The sequence below is a fragment of the Zunongwangia sp. SCSIO 43204 genome (genome assembly GCF_019904275.1).
Classification (GTDB): domain Bacteria; phylum Bacteroidota; class Bacteroidia; order Flavobacteriales; family Flavobacteriaceae; genus Zunongwangia; species Zunongwangia mangrovi.
In genome coordinates this window covers 4,220,282-4,236,706 of sequence record NZ_CP063204.1, presented here as the reverse complement: position 1 = coordinate 4,236,706, position 16,425 = coordinate 4,220,282, and the positions used below count along the sequence as shown (strand labels likewise).

At 36.1% G+C, this 16,425-nt stretch carries 13 protein-coding genes; 3 read left to right on the top strand and 10 right to left on the bottom strand.

What is annotated here, in order from left to right:
• Window positions 1-50: 50 nt before the first annotated feature.
• Window positions 51-1,142, bottom strand: a complete 1,092-nt coding sequence (locus INR75_RS18675; protein WP_223090012.1) for a glycosyltransferase family 4 protein — start codon at window positions 1,140-1,142, stop codon at window positions 51-53.
• Window positions 1,143-1,558: 416 nt separating this feature from the next.
• On the opposite strand from INR75_RS18675, the gene INR75_RS18670 reads away from it, so the two are divergent.
• Entirely contained in the window at window positions 1,559-3,217 is a 1,659-nt protein-coding gene (locus tag INR75_RS18670) for an RICIN domain-containing protein (protein WP_223090011.1), read from the top strand.
• A gap of 161 nt (window positions 3,218-3,378) precedes the next feature.
• Here the strand turns inward: INR75_RS18670 and INR75_RS18665 are convergent, their stop codons facing one another.
• From INR75_RS18665 to INR75_RS18645, 5 genes are all read right to left on the bottom strand, one after another.
• On the bottom strand, window positions 3,379-4,818 hold the full coding sequence (locus INR75_RS18665) for a type IV secretory system conjugative DNA transfer family protein (RefSeq protein WP_223090010.1): 1,440 nt from the start codon (window positions 4,816-4,818) through the stop codon (window positions 3,379-3,381).
• Window positions 4,819-4,830: 12 nt separating this feature from the next.
• Window positions 4,831-5,865, bottom strand: coding sequence for a MobB family relaxase (gene mobB / locus INR75_RS18660; RefSeq protein WP_223090009.1), 1,035 nt, complete (start codon window positions 5,863-5,865; stop codon window positions 4,831-4,833).
• 11 nt (window positions 5,866-5,876) lie between these two features.
• On the bottom strand, window positions 5,877-6,497 hold the full coding sequence (locus INR75_RS18655) for a BfmA/BtgA family mobilization protein (RefSeq protein WP_255584590.1): 621 nt from the start codon (window positions 6,495-6,497) through the stop codon (window positions 5,877-5,879).
• 583 nt (window positions 6,498-7,080) lie between these two features.
• Window positions 7,081-7,530 (bottom strand): RadC family protein, encoded by a 450-nt coding sequence (locus INR75_RS18650; RefSeq protein WP_223090008.1) that lies wholly within the window; start codon window positions 7,528-7,530, stop codon window positions 7,081-7,083.
• A gap of 165 nt (window positions 7,531-7,695) precedes the next feature.
• Window positions 7,696-8,034, bottom strand: a complete 339-nt coding sequence (locus INR75_RS18645) for a single-stranded DNA-binding protein (RefSeq protein WP_223090007.1) — start codon at window positions 8,032-8,034, stop codon at window positions 7,696-7,698.
• 1,507 nt (window positions 8,035-9,541) lie between these two features.
• On the opposite strand from INR75_RS18645, the gene INR75_RS18640 reads away from it, so the two are divergent.
• The gene (locus INR75_RS18640; RefSeq protein WP_223090006.1) at window positions 9,542-9,991 is read left to right on the top strand and encodes a UPF0158 family protein; all 450 of its coding nucleotides are present in this window, start codon (window positions 9,542-9,544) and stop codon (window positions 9,989-9,991) included.
• Between the two features lie 34 nt (window positions 9,992-10,025).
• On the opposite strand, the gene INR75_RS18635 is transcribed toward INR75_RS18640, so the two are convergent.
• Entirely contained in the window at window positions 10,026-10,415 is a 390-nt protein-coding gene (locus INR75_RS18635) for a response regulator (protein WP_223090005.1), read from the bottom strand.
• On the bottom strand, window positions 10,408-12,942 hold the full coding sequence (locus INR75_RS18630; RefSeq protein WP_223090004.1) for a PAS domain S-box protein: 2,535 nt from the start codon (window positions 12,940-12,942) through the stop codon (window positions 10,408-10,410). The genes INR75_RS18635 and INR75_RS18630 overlap by 8 nt, the downstream gene beginning before the upstream one ends.
• A gap of 887 nt (window positions 12,943-13,829) precedes the next feature.
• Between INR75_RS18630 and INR75_RS18625 the strand changes: the two genes are divergently transcribed.
• A complete protein-coding gene (locus INR75_RS18625; protein WP_223090003.1) occupies window positions 13,830-14,171 on the top strand; it encodes a hypothetical protein in 342 nt (113 codons plus the stop codon).
• Between the two features lie 336 nt (window positions 14,172-14,507).
• Here the strand turns inward: INR75_RS18625 and INR75_RS18620 are convergent, their stop codons facing one another.
• On the bottom strand, window positions 14,508-15,257 hold the full coding sequence (locus INR75_RS18620) for a LytTR family DNA-binding domain-containing protein (RefSeq protein WP_223090002.1): 750 nt from the start codon (window positions 15,255-15,257) through the stop codon (window positions 14,508-14,510).
• Between the two features lie 144 nt (window positions 15,258-15,401).
• Window positions 15,402-16,220 carry a helix-turn-helix domain-containing protein gene (locus INR75_RS18615; protein ID WP_223090001.1) on the bottom strand — a complete coding sequence of 273 codons (819 nt, stop codon included), beginning with the start codon at window positions 16,218-16,220 and terminating at the stop codon, window positions 15,402-15,404.
• Window positions 16,221-16,425 lie beyond the last annotated feature (205 nt).

The window sequence follows — 16,425 nt, the reverse complement described above, 5'->3', positions numbered from 1 at the left end:
AGCCTTGTTCTTGTACTTATCAAGTACGGCTATGGTTGATTTAAATTGTACTAGCCTAAGTGTTTATAAATTTTTAAGGTCTTCGTAGTTAATTGCTCTACACTAAATTTCTCCCGGCAGATGTGATATGATTTCTCGATAAAGCTTTTCGCCAGTTCTTTATCCTGATATAATTTTTCAATGGAATTTCCTAAATCTTCGTGTTGTCCAGGTTCGGCATAAAATCCACTTTGTGATTGTGCTATAGCATGAGGTACCATTCCCACATTGGTAGTAACCACCGGTGTTTTGTATATCATAGCTTCGAGTACAGACGTCGGTCCCCCTTCTTTTTTAGAAGACATTAAAAAGAGATCGAAGTTTGAAAAATAGGCACTGGCATTTTCCTGAAATCCCATCAGGTGAACATTCGATTCAAGTTGGAAAGTTTGGATCATTTCGCGTAGCTCATCGGTCAGGCCTGTTAAACGTCCAATTTGAATAAAATGAAAGTTTGTATAGCATTTATGGTTTACCAAATAATTTGCCGTGTTGATGAGTGTTTTGAGATCTTTGGATCGGGTATGGTTACCAATATTTCCGATAATAAAAGCATCAGCCGGAAGTTTTAGATTCTCAGGCAGGCTTACAGGTGACCATTGTTGTTCTTCCACACCATCCCATACAATTTCGAGTTTGTTTTTGTTTTTCTTTGAGATTATGGGATCCAGGTCTTGTTGCACCCGTTCTGAAACACATATGATCTTTTCGACTTTGCGATAATTATATTTAAGTCTGCTTAAAAAGGACATATTTCGACTGATTCCCTTTTTAGAAAATACGACTTTAGGCTTTAGGTTAAAGAACAAATCGGTCAGCACGTATCCGGTAAGGGAATTTCCAGTATGGATATGAATGATATCAGGAGCAAACTCATGAACTGCCGTTTTAAAAATTTTCCAGTAGGCATACTTATGAGGTTTTATAAAAGGGCTTTTGAAAATACTGATTTCATCTGGTTCGAATATGTCAAGTAACGGATTTGAATCGTAGCAAAATAATGCCTGTTGAATTCCTTTTTTATGGAGTCCGCGAACAAGATATACTAATTGTTGTTCGTTACCGCCCCAACTTCTCGCGCCGTTTACGTGCAATACTCTCATAATGGGATATTTTAATATTTTATCAATGTTGAGGTGGTTGAACTGTAAAAAGTTCAATTTCTACTGAAAAATTTGCGAACATATAGAAAATATTTGAGAAAAGGGGGTTGGTATTTAGGCTTGTATTTTTTAGGCTAACATAAATTCGAAATCTGTTATTTTCTAATTAGTTAAATCGATGAGTTTATCTAGCCCGGAAAAGCTCAGAAAAAGCATTGGATGTGCGCTTATCTGTCAACTGATATCTGCTTTTAGACTTAGGGTATTCGTTATTTGTCATTATATCAATCACTTATGTGATATATATCCATTATTATTTCATATATTTAAGTGTTTAATACACATTTAAACGAAATCGTTTTCGATTAGCCCCTGAAAATGATTTCTCATCAGTAATTATTAAAACTTAACCTATTATGAAAAAAAATTACATTCAATTGTTATGTAACCTGCTTATACTATTAAGTGTAAGTTTCGTTCAGGCCTATCCTCATGAGGTATGGCAATCCGGAAACCTGTATTACTGGAGGAATTTTGATGTACAACAGGGAAGTTCTCCGGATCTGGCAACGGCCATTCAAAGTGCAATCGGTACAGGTAACCGTGAGCTCCATATCCTTACGGGTGGAACACTCTCGCAGACCATTAATTTACAGGAAAATCTCATTCTTCGTTTTCATAACAATACCCTTATAAAAGGGCATGGGGGAACAGGCTTTCATCGTGAAGGAAGCGGAGGTATTGCAATGTATGATCTCACGCTGACCCGATCAGACGGTTTGGGATTTGGCATTCGCACCAGTCGCGCCAGTGATCTAACTTTCAATAACATTCGAATTTTTGGAGGCGGGATAGGCATCCGAGTAGACAGTCACCCCAGTCGTCCTTATGAAGACGGTCGTTGGGTATTTAATCTTGAGGTTGAAAACTGTCATTTTGAGGATACCTCCGGTCATGGTTTGGAAACTTATGGGGTGGACGGCTTTACGGGAAACAATCTTGTAGCACGGAACTGTGGAGAATGTGGAGTTTTGTTGAACAAGACCATTAACGGAACTATAGGTACGGTTGATGCCTACCGCTGTGATTATGGGGGAGGCTATGCAGGCTTACGCTATGCGAACAATTGTGCAAATATTACTGCACAACACCTTATCGCCCGTGAGTGTGGTCGTGGATATTTTGTACTTACAGGGAGTAATAATATTACTTTGGAATCCTGTGAAATTACCGATTGCACAGATATTGGTATATGGATGCAGGACGTTGTAAATTCGACCGTTGAATCCGGGTGTACCAATAGTGGGGTAGCGGTTACAGGTTCAGGAAGCTATGCCAATGTAAGTACCTCCTGTAATACCAGCTACTATCGTCTTCAGAACCGTGAGACCGCTTTATTTCTGGACGGTATGGGACGCACTACCAACGGGAGTGATGTCGGACAATATAGCAATACCAGTCATGTCAATGCACAATGGAGTCTTGAGCCTTCCGGTAATTATTACAAGTTACAAAACCGGGGGACAGGCTTATATCTTGATGGTATGGGACGTACTTCCGATGGCGATAATTGCGGGCAATGGAGTAGTAGTACCCATAATAATCAGCAATGGGAACGAATAAGTGTCGGAAACTATTTCAAATTACGGAATCGCGCTACCGGGAAATATCTGGATGGAATGGGAAGAACAGCTAATGGAGATGCCACTGGATTATGGAGTGATAGTCCTTCCTATAATCAACAATGGTCATTTTTAAGTATATCTTCGAGCAGCAGTATGGCTGCCATGGAAAGCACAAATTTCGATACTAATTCAAAATTGGAAATTCAGGAGCCCTTTGATGTATCGGTATACCCGACTACTGTTGATGATCAATTCAACGTGGCTTTGGAAATGGAAGATATGAGTGGAGGGAATATTGAAGTATTCAGTAGTAGTGGTAGTCTGGTAAAGCGTCAAAATTTTGCCAGTAATATCAGCACTGTTGATATTTCGAGATTACCACCCGGTATCTATATCTTGAAAATTCATACCGGAAAAGACAGTGTATCTCGAAGAGTTATCAAACGCTAATATATTTTAAGATTTTAATAAAAAAAAGAAGGCGATTTCAGCCTTCTTTTTTTTGATCATATCCATCGGTGTTATTTTTATTTGAGGCATTATTAAAATTTGTGGAGTGCCAAATCGCCTGGACTCAGGTGATTTTCGATCATTGGTAATAAGCACTTTGATTAAGATAACATCTTTCGAATATCATTATAGATTTGCTGCAGTGTAAACTGAAGATCTTTGTCTTCGACACTGAGGGCGGATGGCGGTACCTGCTTTTTAATTTTTGGATGCCGAAAACGCACCAATTTATCCTTCCCATCGGCGAATGCTATAAATTCCCCCTGTTTAAGGGTAAAAAATAGGCTGGCACGTCGTTTAGCGATTTCCTTTTCCCCTTGTGTAATTCGACTTTCCATACTTAGACCACTACTTTTACTCACGCTTTTAGTAGGCGCTTTAATCAGTTCAAAAAAGCGTTCATAATAATTAGCGGTATCCGGATCATTTACCTTTCCAAAAAACTGGTAGGAGAGATTGCTTAATATGGCTTTACTGGCCTTATCCCCATACAACAGATCATTTTGTACCTTATCCTGCATCACGTAAACGGTACTGATATCGTAGCTTCTTAGGGTAGCCGGGATACGATGCATATTGGGAAGTTTAAGGGTAGGGGCTTCTTCCATGAGCAGGAAGGAAGGATTTCGTTCACGTTCACTCATTTGTTTTATGATGGTGTGCATAATCATGGCGATAATCGGGGAGTAGGCCGTATCGTATTTCGGGTGATTCACCAGGGATATTATGGATTTATGTTCCGTTGTATTAATATCCAGGGGCACTTCATCTTTAGAGAGCACATACATCAATTTCCGGGAGCTCAATTTTTTCAGGGCATTAGCCAGGCTACTTTTAATTCCTGCCGTTTGTTTTTCAGAATCGAGTCCACCGATAAATGCGGAGGCCATACTTCTGGCGGTAAGATCTGTTTTTAGCAGTGCGACTAGTTTTTTAGTACTTACCGATTGAAATAGAGCAATGATATGGGGCAGGGTACAATAGTTGGGATAAGCAGTTTTCATTTTCCAGATAATACCACTGAAGAGGCCTTCAACGGCATCCGAGAAGAATTTATTGGTACCGGTAGCACTGGCCATATTATGATCCAGTAGGTTTTCCAGTAGTACCCGGGAGGTTTCATTCACACTCTCTTCATTGGGCAGGTATTTAGGAGCAATAGGATTCACGCGATAATGGATCTGATCAAAGCCAATAGTATAAAAGGGAATGTTCTGTTCTTTGAAAAGGGGATACGCCATCTCGGTCAATTCAAAATCCTTGTAATCATGGATGACACCGGCGAAATCATGCTGACTAAAATGCTGAAGGATGGTATAGACGACACTTTCCGTTTTTCCACTCCCCGCAGAACCAATTATGGAGACCCCTCTGCGAATATTATCAGCTTTAAAATTTCCGTTTCGGAGTTTAAATCGTATCCGATAGCGTTTATGCAATTTTTCTGTGTCACCTCCGGGAATCAGGGCATAAATAAGTGTGGCCAGAAATAGGACAGGCAGGAGAATAAAAATACAGATAGATTCAAAGTTCCAGTTCATAGTTAAATAGATTTAAATTCCGATAGATCCTGCCTCAATGGCACGTTTCACTCCACGTTTAAGCTGATGAATTGCTTTTAAGGTCAGTTCCAGGTTATTTTTGGGAATATGAAGTTTAGGAGCATTGATTCCAGCCTTTTGTAGTAGAGAGAAGGCCAGTTTCTGTTCCTTAAAAGGAAGTTTTTGTAAGCTCAGAAAATACGATTTAGGCTCTTTAAGAAGCAGCTTCCGGGATTGGTAGGCTTCGGCGAAGTTCCGCTGGTAATTAAAAAGTCGGTCGAAACTTTTTTCCGCATTATTAAAAAACTGGTTACGATCAAAGCCCCGTTTAATACTTTTCCCATGAAGTTCCACTTCGGAAGCCCGGTGTTTACTTCCTGGGGAGAGGCTGTATCGATTTGAGCGGTCCTTTCGACTAACGATAATATGGATATGACTCTGGAATCCCGGTTTTTCCATGCCTCGAACGATGCGTTGTCCATGAAGTTGATGCGGCGCTTTTTGTTCCAGTTGATTAATTTGTTTGTTCAGCGTTTTGATATTCCCGGTTTGTCGGCCCTGTTCGATATTCCTGATTTCATTTTTGAGTGCCAGGATCTTGGTAGCAAAGGATTGGTTTTCGCGGATCTGTAGATCATGACCTTTAAAGGAGCGATGTCGTTCAATTTTCGCATAATATTTAATATCATCAACATTCACGGGTCGACCATCGATTTCACGATGAAAAGCTTTAGCATAATCTTTCATGGCCTCTCGGGTAAATTCTCGCAAGGCTTCCGGAGCATCTTTTATGGCTTTTAATTCGCGCTCACTCGGGTTAAGGGTAATGGAATAGAATTTCGGTTCTTTTTGTTTCAGTTTAGCCGTATTGTGATCAATTTCCTGAATCACCTGTTCCGGTTGAATCCGGTCCTGTGACTGATCAAAGAAATATTCCATTTCATCGGGCTGGAGACCTTCATTTTCTTTTTCCAGGTACTTAACGAAGGAACCTGAACTTTTCGGGAATCCCGCATTTGTCTTTTGGGCAGATATAGTGATATACATGGGATAGAATTTTAGAAGTTATTTCGAAGTTTTTCAAATTCCTCGGGGGAGATTTCAAGTTTATAGAAGTCTTTACCAAAGGTATTTTTAGTATAGCGCAGCTGCCCCGATAATTGCAGAAACAGGTTTTTATAGTGACTAAGTTCCTGTTGCATTTCGGTATAACGGTTTTGGTAATAGAGGAGCTGTTCATCACGGGTTAATTCTTTGTTATTCCCCGAATCAGGATTAAAAATCCCCTTCTCACCATCCTTCTCATTACTCTTCTCGCTACCCCCCTCACTACCCCCATCATTAAAGCCCTCAAAAAAATCCTCTTCCTCCTCATCTTGTTGGACCTGGGTGATTTCCTGGGATAAGGTATCGAGCATAGCTTTGGTAGGCAGGGTTTGTTGTTTTTCGATATTTCGGACAATGGCGATCAGGGCATTAATTCGCTTTCGGGTAGTATCGCTTTTAATTCCCAGGTCATCGGAGGGGAGGAGATTATTGTAGGAAAAAAAGTTGAGCATTGCTTCCAGGGTATCGGTATTGGATAGGGAAAGTTCATGGGAGAATTTCCGAAATCGATCCGCGACTGCCTTTTTAATATTGATGGCTGAAAACCGGTATTTTTGATATTGACTTTCCATATTTACTGTAAAAAATTGCCTGTTTACGGGGGATTTGAAGGGATTTACAGTAAAAGGCACTGATGGTCAATGTTTTGATTGTTTTTAAGTTATTGAAAACCAGTATTTTAAGTAATAAAAAAGGCCTGTGACATCGCTTTGCGTGTCACCCTCTTGCTATTCCTTTTTTTGGAGGTCTCCAAAAAAAGAGCATAGCCCTAAAGCATTATCTCCCGATAAGGTTAAAAAAATGTTCGTAAAGAATAGTTATCAGCGAAAGTCAATAAATAGGATAACTATAATTAAAAACCGGTATAGGTTTCTAAAGTATTAATTTACAAAATTTTGAGTATAGGGAGTTGATGAAGTCTAAAAAATTTAAAAATAAAATTAGACAGGCATTATCAAGGAAGTATAAAAATGCGATTTAAAGAATGTTTAAATGTTTACAATTCTGAAGAGATTATGGTTAAAACTATATAAGAAACTGTAGTTTTGTAACACCTAATCATTATTTCGTTAATTTGTATTAGCCTACAAAACCGGAATAATACAAAAAGGGAGCTAAACCAAGCTCCCTTTTATTAATATAAGTAATTAAGTATTATAAAATTCCTTCATCGGCAAAGCTGAGATAGTTTCCGCCCTCAGTGATAATGATATGATCGAGGAGTTTAATATCCAGAAAATCACAAGCCTTTTGAATTTTGGAGGTCAGTTTTTTATCGACTTCGCTGGCTTGTAGTTTTCCTGAGGGGTGGTTATGGCAAACAATTATTGCGGTAGAAAGACTTTTTAGAATTAGGGCAAACATAATTCGCATATCCACTAAGGTTGCGGTAATTCCACCGGTCGAGATCTGGCAAATCCCTTTAACGATATTAGAATTATTGAGCAACATCACTTTAAAAGATTCCTGCAATTGAATTTCGTTTTTGTCCCAATTGGTATAGTAAAGATTCGCTGCATCCTGGGAGCAGGTAATTTTGGGACAATTAGAAATTGTTATCCGGTCTTTGTAGCATAGTTTTATTTCGTTAACTTTAGAAAACATAATTAATAGATTAAGGTTAAATAAAGGGGGTGTTTTCGCGCAATAAGAACACCCCTTTTTTAATGATATTGATTAAATTTACAGCCCTAAGCTTTAGGTTTAGGACGATCTCAAAAAGCAACAAGGGCGCGAAGGGGTTCCGCCCTTGTTTTTCTAAGGCTTGTATTAATCCTTACTACCTAGTAGTAGAATTTCACTCACTAAGATTTCGGTCACATAACGTTTATTCCCTTCCTTATCTTCGTAAGATCTGGAAATCAGTTTGCCTTCGATGGCAATTTCCTTTCCTTTCGGCACATAGTTTTCGATAATCTCGGCCTGTTTATTCCAAGCAACAAGATTATGCCATTGAGTATCCTGAACGGATTCCCCTTTTTGGTTTCGGTAATAGTCATTAGTAGCAAGACTTAAACGCGCCACTTTTTTGGAGGTGTCAAGATTAGTAATTTCGGGAGTGTTTCCCACATTTCCGATTAACTGAACTTTGTTTCTAATAGTACTCATAATAAAAAGATTTAGAGGTCTACCCGGAGGCAGACGGTTACACATAAATTGAACTTGTTTGAAAAAATGATTTACTTATTATATCCGGAAGCGTTTTTCCTGCCGCGGCAGGCAAGCCTTTTTTTGATTTTTTAGTTTCCCTTCCGAATAGATATGTAGCTGTTGATTTCATATTGAACTGTTTTGATTTACTTCCCATAGTGCCGTATAGCTGTTATCTTTTTTTGATGCTTACACGTTTTCAATATTTTGGATTGATAAGGACTTATAAAAGCGAGTAGGGGAGCGGCTTATGCAGTCCGGTTCAACTTCAAAATATTGGTGTTTTGCAACCCAAAAAAAGAAGGCTAAGGGGCAACTGGAGTGAATTAAAAACCGGTTAGGAAGAAACAGTACCATAGCCGGAAGGGAAACTAAATGAAAAGTGAGATCGATTTAGGAGGAGCAATGGGGATGAAGACGTTATAAATAATATTTAGGGTTTTTAGATATTTATAATCAGGTGTTAAGAAACTCAGTGCTCTATGGTAATGGAAATATATAGAATGAATCAATTCTTAAATAATCAATATTTCAGACGATAATGAGATTATTTTTTCGCAATTTAATTTGATCAGCGATAGCATTCATTATGGAAAGCGATTGTTTACGATCTATATAAATTTATCATAGAACCCTTTTGTTAGGGTAGTATCCCTACTATTTTTTGTATTCAGGAAAGCCAGATCTCAAAGTTAATACAGAATTTTCCGCAGCAATAATAATTTGAACAATAGTTAATTAGTTGTCAATTATGATTTGTTTAATTTTATATAATTATGATTAAACTAAATTAGGCTAAAATTGCGGATTGAAATAGAGTTGGTTAGTTATTTAGTTTCTAAAAGGAGAGTAGCCCCAATTGCTCTCTTTTTCTATTTTCAGTATAACATAATATGAAAGAAATCAGTTCGGTAGAAGTATTATTTATCATGATTGGTTTAGTTGTCTTGATCTTGGCCATCATTCTCTTAGAAAAAACTATAAAATCCAATAAACGTTTAAAGTCCTTTCTAATAAAAAAAGGTTTCAGGTTATTTTAAATTGAAAAAGCTAATATGATTTTTGAATGTGTCGATTTAGCATTTAAAATCGCTTAAATTATAACTTATGCGTGTTTTTTATAAGCTTTGATTGATATCTGATTATAGCTATGTTATTGCAATATGAGGTTGTCTACTGATCCTTTATTGTTTATCTGATTTTTAAAATTATTTGGAAAAAGTTATTGGTTTTAGATTAAAATGACAGGCAATCAAAGAATCGATTGGACATTGCCCATTTATCATTGAGACTGATATTATTGAATCTTCCGAGAGTAAAGCTATAAGTCTGTAAAGGTTGAATAAGCTTTTCGGACTATCTATCCGTGGAGATTGAAATTTAAGATTAAAAAGACCAACAAACTGGAAGTCGTAGCTAATCCGATTTATATTTTACTTATCTTAGTGGTAGAACCTGTTAGGCTTTGGAACAGAATATTTTAGATTTTGGTATGAACTACGATGATGATATCATTAAAGAGATAGCGGAATTAATTGATTGCGGGCATATATGCTTTTTACATACTGAGCAAGCTTTAGTGGAATATTACCCAAAAGACATTGATTTGTTTTATGGTGAGTCCAACCCCTGGCAAGATATCATTGATAAGGTTGCAGGGGATCAGGAGCATTATATTCAAATAGAACAAATGAGTTCTTTTCAATCATTTCAGGTGATGGAAGATTTTGTAGCAAAAAAAGTAGATTCTTTGAATTTTCGATCTTCTTTAGAAGAAACTTTGAGAAGACCCGGACCATTTCGACACTTTAAATATCAAGTGGAGCAATCGGCTTATCGGGAGGCATGGTTTGACTTTAAAAGCCAATGTAATATTGATTGGGTGAGATTACAACTGGCTGATCATGGGGTCTAGAACTATATAGTTAAAATGGTCTAAAAAATTTACGTTATTCTTCTACTTGCTTTCTTATATTATCGATTTGTTCCTTACGTAAGGGCTTATGATGATATCCTCTAATTTTAGAGCCATATTTTTTGACCCTATCTAAATCACGGGGATCAATAGAGGAGGAGGTCACGTAGATGGCGATTGGAGCCAGCTTTTCCTGAAGAACAAACCAATCAAGAAACTCCCAGCCATCCATTACCGGCATATTAAGATCTAAGAAAATAATTTCCGGCAATTTTTTAGTTTTTTGTAGTTCTGCGATGGCTTCTTCTCCATTAGGGAAAGTTTTGATTTGCTGCGCAAAATTTTCCATATTCAGAAGAAACTTCAACCCAAAAATAAAGACGGGATCATCGTCAATGATATACGTATGAAATGTTTTAGGCATGTTTCAAAAATATCTTAAAAGTGGTCCCAATGTTTGGTGTGCTCTCGACTTCGATTTTTCCACCCATAGCTTCAATTTGATTTTTGGTGATAAATAATCCAATTCCTCTTGCTTCTTTATGCTTATGGAAGGTTTTATACATACCAAATAGTTTGTGACCATGCTTTTCTAAATCTATTCCCAGTCCATTATCTTGGATTTCCAACATCACGAAACTATTAATATACTTCGATCGAAAGCTTAATTTTGGTGCCCTATCTAAGGATCGATATTTAATCGCATTAGTTACAAAGTTAAATATAATACTTTCTAAATAGGCTGGAATTACAAGGACCTTAACATCGGGAGCAACTTTATTTTCAATTTTTATCTTTGTTTCTTTGATATATGCGTTAATATTATGCAGTTCCTTCTCAATAACACTTGAAAGTCCCAAGGATTCCAATTCGTCTTCGTTAGTGTCGTGTAGTGTGGCGACTTCATTAAGATGAGAGATGGTTTCATTTAATTGTTTAGAGGCCGTGAGTAGCATTTGAGGAATTTCTTCCTGGCGAAGCTGATCATACTGACTTAGGAGTAAGTCAAGCAGCATACTAATATTTCCGGTGTGTGAGCGCAGATTATGCGAGACGATATGGGCGAAATTATGAAGGCGATCATTTTGTTTTTGGGTGATTTCCAAAACATTTTTTAGAGCTTCCGAGGAGGCTTTTAAAGAGCTAATATCTGTTAATTGAGAAATATAAAATAGCGGATTTTTCTGAGGATCACGTACTACGGAAACGGATAGTATAACACTAACTATTTTGCCGGTTTTATGAATATATCTTTTTTCGAGCTCATAACTTTTTCTTTTTCCAAGCTTAACTTCGTTCAATAAATAAAGGTCACTATCCAGGTCGTCAGGATGTGTGATTTGTTGGAAATTTGTTTTTAAAAGTTCCTCCTTCGAGTATCCTAGAATTTTACATATTTTAGAATTCACGCGCATCCATGATCCATCAAGATCAACAAGAGCCATTCCTATCGGCGCTTTTTTAAAACTGTTTTTAAAGGTCTGTTCGCTAAGACGTAGCTGATTTTCTGTCGCAATACTATCACTCATGTCGTAAAGTGTCATAGCTACTCCGATGATCTCACCTAATTCGTTAAATAACTGTATTCCATCCGCTTTAAGTGTTCTTTTGTATTGATCATTTTGAATGGTGAACTGTCGATTTTTCAGTTCTTCATTACGTAATAATTTTCGTAAAGGATGATCGGTAAAAATTTGATCTCCGGACAATTCATTTAATTGAATATGGTCGATAAATTGCGGTTCCCCAATCTCTGCCGATTCATTTAGGTGAAACCATTCTCTGGCGGTGTCATTATACAAAGTGAGTCGTCCCCGGGTATCACAGGCGATCATGGCTACAGGTAAGTTGGCACAAATCATAGCCATATATTGAAAATACTGTAATTTTTCAAGTTCCAGTTTTTTGAGTTTATTAAGGTTAGACACCTGAATGATCACTCCACCAATATGTTGTTGATCGTACCATGGGGTGATCTTCCATTCCCGCCAGTTATCCTGGAAAGAGTTCTCTTCTCTAATGATTTCTTCGAAGATCGGTATCTCATTATTGATGATCCTCTCTATTCCTTCAGTAATAGCTGGAATATGGGGAATAGACTCGGCGATCTTACTAACGCTAAGCTCCTGACCAGCATGAAATTCTTCCAACCATTCTTGAGTATAGGAAAGTATATCCAGTGATTTATTGGTCATCGCCACGGCAGCGGGGAATTGTCGTATAAAGGTTTTAAGGACTTCTTCCTGATTTTTTCTTTCCGATATTTGTTGATGAAAACCGATCATCCATTCTGGTTGATCATCCTTCCAGCTAACCACTTTCCCCTGGTCATATACCCAGATCAACCTTCCATTCCGGTGTCGCATTCGAGCTTCGCTTTCATAAATCAGGCTGTGGCCATCAAAATGTTCCTGTAATAGACGTTCACATTTTTTTGCATCATCAGGATGTGCTAATTCACTCCAGGTTGATACCGAAAAAGGTTGCAATTCTTCCATGCGGTATCCTAACTCTTGAGCCCAAAACGGACTTAAGTATACCTCCCCGGTTTGAATATTCCATTCCCAAAATGCAAGTTTAGCACTGGTTAGGAGACTTCGGATGGCAAGTATTCTTTGATCAATTTGATCGGTATTTTTTGTTTTCTGCTGTAATCCAAGGATTTGAAATGTATCCTGCTGAAAAGTGGATACCTTAAAAGCAATGGACCTTCCTGATTTTGATAAAATATCAATATCCTGATGTTTTTTCTCCAGATGAGTTTTATTGATCCTATTGAGGATAGCAGGAGGAATATCCTCTTTATAGCCAAGTACATCAGCAAGTCTGGCATTGGCCCAAATTTCATTAGTCATGGAATTTAAAAGAATGATCCCATCATAGCCATGGTCTTGTACAAAATCAAAACAGGCTTCCGAATTTTGGATCAACTGGTATAAGGGGGATCTCATAGGATAACATTAATTTGCTCGATAGATGAATTACGAAAATTTAATGTACAGAAATATTTAAGAATATAAGGTTTTAAATATAAAATTATCCAGTAAACTTTTTGGTGTCAGATCTTCTTGTGAGGGAAAATTAGTGCTAGTGGTGATATGTAATGATTTTTTTAGCTTCTTGATTCTTGTATTTTACTATTAATGAAGTATGGAGTACGTCTGGAAGGGGAGCGTCGTTTATATTCACTCAATAAATCATGAATGTGTGCTTGATTTATTTTGGCAGAAGCATCAACATTGTAACGCTGAAAATTGTAGGTTAATATTATAATTATACCTCCCATGTTGAACGCTAGGCTTAATGATAAGCTTCATCGAATAAAAGATGAGTTATAAATAAAAACAAAGAATTCTCTGGCAAGATTTATGGAATCCTTTATATACAGTGTCGTAGAATTTGTTAGTCCAACAGTATAGCCATGCATTGACACTTTTTAAGTTTTTTAAAAATAAAAATTTAGGGAAGGCTAGTCAGCACCATTGTATTGTTGTTTTTCCGTTAGTATTAAAATTAAAACTCAATTAGGGATCGAAAATTGAAAAATCTTCGGTTAAATGTATAAATTATCGATAAAATAAAATTTCTTTTTAAATATGAGTTAAATATAGATTTGCTATTTCGGTCTGTTTGTTTATCACTTATCTTAATGAGAAATAATGATTATGAAGGGGCCGAAAATTAATTTTGTTGTGTTTATTTCGGTGATGATATTGGTAGTGATAATTATAATTTTTTATTTATTTCTGGAGTACTCAATTTTATCGTAGTGAAACAAATTTACATTAAAGCTACTGTAATTGTCAAAGTAAAGCATAATAAGTAAAATGCCTATGTTATGTATTTCAAAATTTATAAGCAGGAAGATGGTTTTTTTCGATTTGAATATAAAAGCGATCATGGTGATTTTTTATTTCAGGGACTAGGGGTTTTTCGTTCGTTAGATCACTGTAAGAAAGGAATTGATTACTTTAAAAATGAATCGATGTATGAAAGTTTCTTTTCACGCGAGACAGATTCAGAAGGCAATCCCTTTTTCTTAATGTTGGATCAAACAGCTAAGAAGTTAGGAATCAGCGATATTTACAGTAGTTTCACCTTAATGGAGCGAGATATCGATGTTCTAAAAGCGCAAATTTATGCTTCTCCCATAGACGAGGAGGTTGCGAGTGAGGAATGAAGCCATGATCTCTTAGTGAATGAGCACTAAACTATATTTCATTCTAACTACAGCAGTAGTTATATCTGAGAACTGTTGAATTTTTTTACATGATTAAACTTCTTTTTACGGGATTTAGATCCTAAAAAACATCAAAGTACCATTCAAATCATTTCCGGGGCTATTCGAATCATATCAAAAAAATGAGGCTTAATCTACTGTATCTTTGATTAAAATAATTTGGTAAAAAAAGGTAGCATATATTTTTTTCTTATTAAAGTTATTTGATTTAGCCTAAAAAAAAAAGCCTGTGGAAACACAGGCTTTTTTTTTATTGATATTGGAAGGATTGGCGTTTTAGATTGCTAGCTTTTCAGTAAAGGATTTACGATGTGATCTGCTTACATGAAATAATTTTCCATCTTCCATGCGAACATCCAGCTCTGATTTCTCAGAATGTATAATCTCCTGCAGAAAATTAATATTGATAATATAAGATCGATGAATTCTAAAAAAGTAATCTTCTTGAAGTAAATGAAATAGCTTTGTTAGTGATTCTCTAATGACATGCTTTTTATCTTTAGTATAGATTTCCGCGTAATAACGGTCTGCTATAATATATTTAATGTTGTTTACTTTAATGAACATGGTTTTATTTCCCAGTTTAACTGGTAAAGATCTTAAAAGGATGGGTACTTGCGAATTGAACTGCAAATTTCCCATAACCTGATCACCGAGTTTTAGGTATTCTTTGATCAACATCACTTTATCGATGCTTTTATAGAAACGTTGCTTGTTGAAGGATTCGATTAAAAAATCCTGCGCGCCGTAATCAAATGCATGTACAGCGTTCTTAGATTCCTTCGAATATAAAATAAAGATCGACTTTTTCGGTTTATTTCTTATTTGATAGATAAACTGAGAGGTAGCACTGAAATCAGTATCCATGTTAAGAAAAAATAGATCAGGTTCCTTCGTTTCAGCGATATCGATTGCGGAGTTAAAGTCTTCAGCATCAAACACTTTAAATTTTTCTGTTTTATTATGGAGTAGATTACATATTTCTGATCTCTTACCAGAGTTTTCATCTACAATTAATATCTTCATAGTCCTTCATTTTGCGTTCGTTATTTCGATGTAAATAGCGTGTTCGATTACAAAAGTAGATAGATCACTAAGAAAAATACTGTAAATAAATTCATTTTCTATAGTCAGTATTTTTCTCAGAATTTCTTTTAAGTTTAATGTATATTAACTAATTCGATAATTTATTTTTTCAAAAACTTCGATCAGACTTTTATTCTTAATCTGATTGAGTTCTTTAGGGGTGATCCCAGTGAACCGAGCAAAATCTTTTTTAAGGTGTGAATAATCAAAATACTTATTTTGATAGATTGCCTCCTGAATGCTGTAAGAATTTCTAAGAATGCTACGAAGAAAAAAATTGAAGCGTATCAAGCGGATATAAAAATTAGGTGGCAAACCTATATATCGCTTAAAATATGAATGAAGGCTACTTTTTGATACAGGGAAGTGGTTGAGGATTTCCTGTATTGTTGTTTTGCCTTCTTTTTCAAAAATCATGTTAATAATTGGAGTAAGGGGTGTTGGTGCTGACCATTGATGAATAAATGGAGATAAATTCTTAATTATTATTTTTTCCGCCTCTTTAATATCAATCACATTTGAAAGACGGTTTCTTAATTGTAGAAAAAGTTCTTGAAGAGCAGGAGGAAGTAGCGGAAATAAATTTTCCGGAGGCATATTTTCCGGCAATTCGACAATATTATATAGGAGATCTGGTTTTATACCGATAGCAATGAGTTTGGAGTGATTTGAAGAACCCAAGTGATAAAAATTTTCTACAGGCTGGACTTCTACAGGTCCAATTTCAGGTTTAGATCCTTGCGAGGTAATTTTGCTGAAATTTCCATAAGTAAAGCATATAAATGCCTTTCCGGATCCGATCAATAAATCCTTTTCAACGGTATTTACATATTGAATTAAAGATAAATTGATAAATAATGGATGCGAATCCAGATCCTTATGTTGAAAAACAAATGGTTGCATAAAGGTGATGAGATGTTAGAGGTGATTATTCAATGATTGATGAATTATGAATAACGATAATTAAGATGATTTCTTTTGTGTAAAATTTCGAATTGTAATTTTTGGTCGACTATAGATACATTGCTTGTTTGAATATTTGATAAAAAACAACGTCAAAAATAAAGTATTTATTAAAATTTAAAGAATTTTATATGTCAAAGAAAAT

Excerpts from the sequence above, each read along its gene's own strand:
- INR75_RS18630 (WP_223090004.1), bottom strand. The coding sequence starts at position 12,942 with ATGAGATCCCCCTTATACCAGTTGATCCAAAATTCGGAAGCCTGTTTT.
- mobB (WP_223090009.1), bottom strand. The coding sequence starts at position 5,865 with ATGTATATCACTATATCTGCCCAAAAGACAAATGCGGGATTCCCGAAA.
- INR75_RS18635 (WP_223090005.1), bottom strand. The coding sequence starts at position 10,415 with ATGCCTAAAACATTTCATACGTATATCATTGACGATGATCCCGTCTTT.
- INR75_RS18625 (WP_223090003.1), top strand. The coding sequence starts at position 13,830 with ATGTATTTCAAAATTTATAAGCAGGAAGATGGTTTTTTTCGATTTGAA.
- INR75_RS18675 (WP_223090012.1), bottom strand. The coding sequence starts at position 1,142 with ATGAGAGTATTGCACGTAAACGGCGCGAGAAGTTGGGGCGGTAACGAA.
- INR75_RS18670 (WP_223090011.1), top strand. The coding sequence starts at position 1,559 with ATGAAAAAAAATTACATTCAATTGTTATGTAACCTGCTTATACTATTA.
- INR75_RS18655 (WP_255584590.1), bottom strand. The coding sequence starts at position 6,497 with ATGGAAAGTCAATATCAAAAATACCGGTTTTCAGCCATCAATATTAAA.
- INR75_RS18645 (WP_223090007.1), bottom strand. The coding sequence starts at position 8,034 with ATGAGTACTATTAGAAACAAAGTTCAGTTAATCGGAAATGTGGGAAAC.
- INR75_RS18620 (WP_223090002.1), bottom strand. The coding sequence starts at position 15,257 with ATGAAGATATTAATTGTAGATGAAAACTCTGGTAAGAGATCAGAAATA.
- INR75_RS18650 (WP_223090008.1), bottom strand. The coding sequence starts at position 7,530 with ATGTTTTCTAAAGTTAACGAAATAAAACTATGCTACAAAGACCGGATA.
- INR75_RS18665 (WP_223090010.1), bottom strand. The coding sequence starts at position 4,818 with ATGAACTGGAACTTTGAATCTATCTGTATTTTTATTCTCCTGCCTGTC.
- INR75_RS18615 (WP_223090001.1), bottom strand. The coding sequence starts at position 16,220 with ATGCAACCATTTGTTTTTCAACATAAGGATCTGGATTCGCATCCATTA.